This is a genomic window from Phyllobacterium sp., from assembly GCF_037994405.1.
Lineage (GTDB): Bacteria > Pseudomonadota > Alphaproteobacteria > Rhizobiales > Rhizobiaceae > Phyllobacterium.
The window spans coordinates 1-3,150 of sequence record NZ_JBBNAN010000333.1 but is presented as its reverse complement, the minus strand read 5'-3'; the positions used below and the strand labels follow the sequence as shown (position 1 = coordinate 3,150).

Annotated in this window: 2 protein-coding genes; both read left to right on the top strand. The window is 61.5% G+C overall.

All coding sequences use genetic code 11. From position 1 onward, the window contains the following. Window positions 1-2,109: ABC transporter permease (locus tag AAAC48_RS18515; RefSeq protein WP_340655592.1), on the top strand; the 2,109-nt coding region annotated here is incomplete at its 5' end. A 31-nt stretch (window positions 2,110-2,140) separates the two neighbouring features. After that, the coding region (locus AAAC48_RS18510; RefSeq protein WP_340655593.1) for a lipocalin-like domain-containing protein at window positions 2,141-3,150 on the top strand (1,010 nt) is incomplete at its 3' end.

The window sequence follows — 3,150 nt, the reverse complement described above, 5'->3', positions numbered from 1 at the left end:
CTGCACGTCCTCGGCATCGATCCTGTGAGCTTGCCGCGCGACGCGCAGCAGGTGGATCTGGCAGGAGGCGATAGTCTTCTGCCGTTCATCACCCCACCGGGGCAGCTCTACGTTTCGCCAGCCACGGTAGAACAGCTGGCAGGCCAGCAAACGCCGCCATTGCGGATCGCAAAAGACCTGCTGCCGGGCATTGCAATCACCGATATCGGGATAGCCCAGTCCCTGCTCGGAAAGCCCGGCCAGATCAGCCGCCTGATCGTCTCGCCGGATCAGCCTGTCGATCGTGCCACGCTTGCGTCGACTGCGCCGCAACTGACGCTGAAGAAACCGGACCCCCAGGGCGATTTGGCGAGACTGACCGACAGCTTCCACTTGAACCTGACCGCGTTCGGCTTTCTGGCCTTTGCGGTCGGGTTGTTCATCGTCTATTCCGCAATCGGGCTAGCCTTCGAACAACGCCGCTCAACCTTCCGGACGCTGCGTTCGCTCGGTCTGTCGGCGCGATCGTTGACGGGTCTTTTGCTGACCGAACTGATCATGCTGGCGCTGGTGGCAGGCGTCGCCGGGGTGGCGCTCGGCTATCTCGTCGCATCGCTTCTTCTGCCGGGAGTCGCCGCAACCTTGCAAGGTCTCTATGGCGCCAGTATTCCGGGGGCGCTGACGTTGCGCCCGACATGGTGGGCGACGGGACTGGGCATTGCGGTTTTCGGAACACTTTTGTCGGCCGCGCAAAGTCTCTGGCGCATTTGGCGCATGCCTCTGCTGGTACCGGCCCAACCGCGTGCATGGGCGCGGGCGTCGGAAGGTGCGTTTCGCATTCAAGCGATAGCCGCGATTGCGCTTTTTGCTTTGACGCTTGCGCTCGCTCGTTGGGGTACGGGGCTGATCGCCGGGTTTTCCATCCTCGGCGGCCTGCTTCTGGGAGCGGCGCTAATGTTGCCGGTCCTCCTCGCGCTGTTCCTGCTCGTCATGCAGCGATGGTCGGCGAGACCCGTAACGGCGTGGTTCTGGGCGGACACACGCCAGCAATTGCCCGGCCTTTCGCTGGCGCTGATGGCACTCTTGCTGGCATTGTCCGCAAATGTCGGCGTGGGAACGATGGTGTCAAGCTTCCGTTTGACGTTTACCGGCTGGCTCGATCAGCGACTGGCTGCCGAACTCTACGTCACGGCACGAACCGAGACTGAGGCTACCGCCCTTCGCGAATGGCTCACACCTCGGGTAGACGCCATCCTCCCGGTCTGGAATGTCGAAGGCGACGTCCAAGGACAGCCAGTGCAGATCTTCGGCGTAGCGGATGATGCGACCTATCGCGACAACTGGCCCCTGTTGCAGGCGACGTCCGACGTTTGGGATCGTGTGGCCCGCGGCAAGGCCGCTTTGGTCAATGAGCAGCTGTCGCGCCGCGATCATCTGAACATCGGCGATCCTCTCATCCTGCCCGGCGGCTGGACGACGGTGATCGCGGGAGTTTATTCTGACTACGGCAATCCGACGGGACAGGTCATCGTCGGCATAGTTGCCTTGACATCGCACTATCCGGACGTCTCCCGGCTTCGCTACGGTCTGCGCTTGGCCCGCGCAAAGGTCGCCGGAGTGGGCAGCGAGCTGCGCAAGCAGTTCGATCTTCCTGAGCAGAACGTGGTTGATCAGGCGAGTCTCAAACGCCGGTCAATTCAAATTTTCGAACAGACCTTTGCTGTGACGGCGGCGCTGAATGTGCTGACCCTTGCGGTTGCGGGCCTGGCAATGTTTGCAAGCCTGATGACCCTGTCGGGGATGCGGCTGCAGCAGTTGGCACCAGCCTGGGCGATGGGATTGACGCGGCGGCAATTGGTCCTTCTTGAATTGGCACGAGCCATGGTGCTCGTCGTCATTACCCTGCTTGCTGCGCTACCGGTCGGCATCGGGCTTGCCTGGGTACTGCTCGCGATCGTCAATGTCGAGGCATTCGGATGGCGGCTGCCGATGCATCTGTTCCCGGCCGACTGGCTGCGGCTTGGGGCGATCGCGCTTGCCGCCGCGCTCCTGTCGGCGCTGATCCCACTGAGGCGTCTCGCGCGGGTCACGCCCACCGATCTTCTGAAGGTCTTCGCCAATGAACACTAGATCTTTGCTGTCGACACTCTCTACCGTAATTATGCTCTGCAACGCTTTCGGCGGCACGGCTAGTGCTCAGGGGTTTGCCGATCTTGGTACGACCGCAGAGGGATTTGCGGTTCCACAGCCCGGGATCGCGTTAAACTTTTCGGTCGATCATGGGTCGCATCCGAATTATCGGATCGAGTGGTGGTATCTGACGGCAAACCTGAAATCCGCCGACGGCACGGAGTATGGCGTACAATGGACGCTCTTTCGCTCAGCACTTGCACCGGGCGAGAAGACCGGCTGGTCGAGCCCGCAGGTCTGGATGGGCCACGCGGCGTTGACGACGCAAAGGCAGCAGTATGTCGCCGAGCGCCTTGCTCGTGGTGGAGTCGGCCAGGCAGGCGTGACCGCCTCGCCCTTTGCGGCCTGGATCGACGATTGGCAGATGCAAAGCTTGGTTGGCGGCAGCCAACAAGACGGGCTGTCGGATATCGACCTCAGGGCTGCTGGTGCGAAGTTTCGCTACGATCTAAGGCTTCACGCAACCGGTCCACTCGTTCTGCAGGGCCAGAACGGCTACTCCGTGAAATCCGCAAAAGGGCAGGCAAGCTATTACTACTCGCAGCCTTTTTACTCCGTCGAGGGCAAGCTTGATCTGCCGGAAGGCAAGGTTGCCGTCACTGGGCAAGCGTGGCTAGACCGGGAATGGTCGTCACAGCCGTTGGCAGCAGATCAGACCGGATGGGACTGGTTCTCTTTGCATCTCGACAGCGGTGAAAAGCTGATGGGCTTTCGCCTGCGGGATGGCGGTAGCGGATTTACATCCACAACATGGATTTCCGCAGAAGGAAAGCCGACGCCGCTACCTTCAGGGACACTGAAGCTGACGCCGCTCGACACCGCGCGTGTGGCCGGTCGCGATATCCCGGTTGCATGGCGCATCGAATTGCCATCTCGCAATCTCAATATTACCGCGACCGCGCTCAACCGCGAGGCGTGGATGGCGACGCGGACGCCCTATTGGGAAGGTCCAATAAGCTTCAAAGGCTCCCATACAGGGCG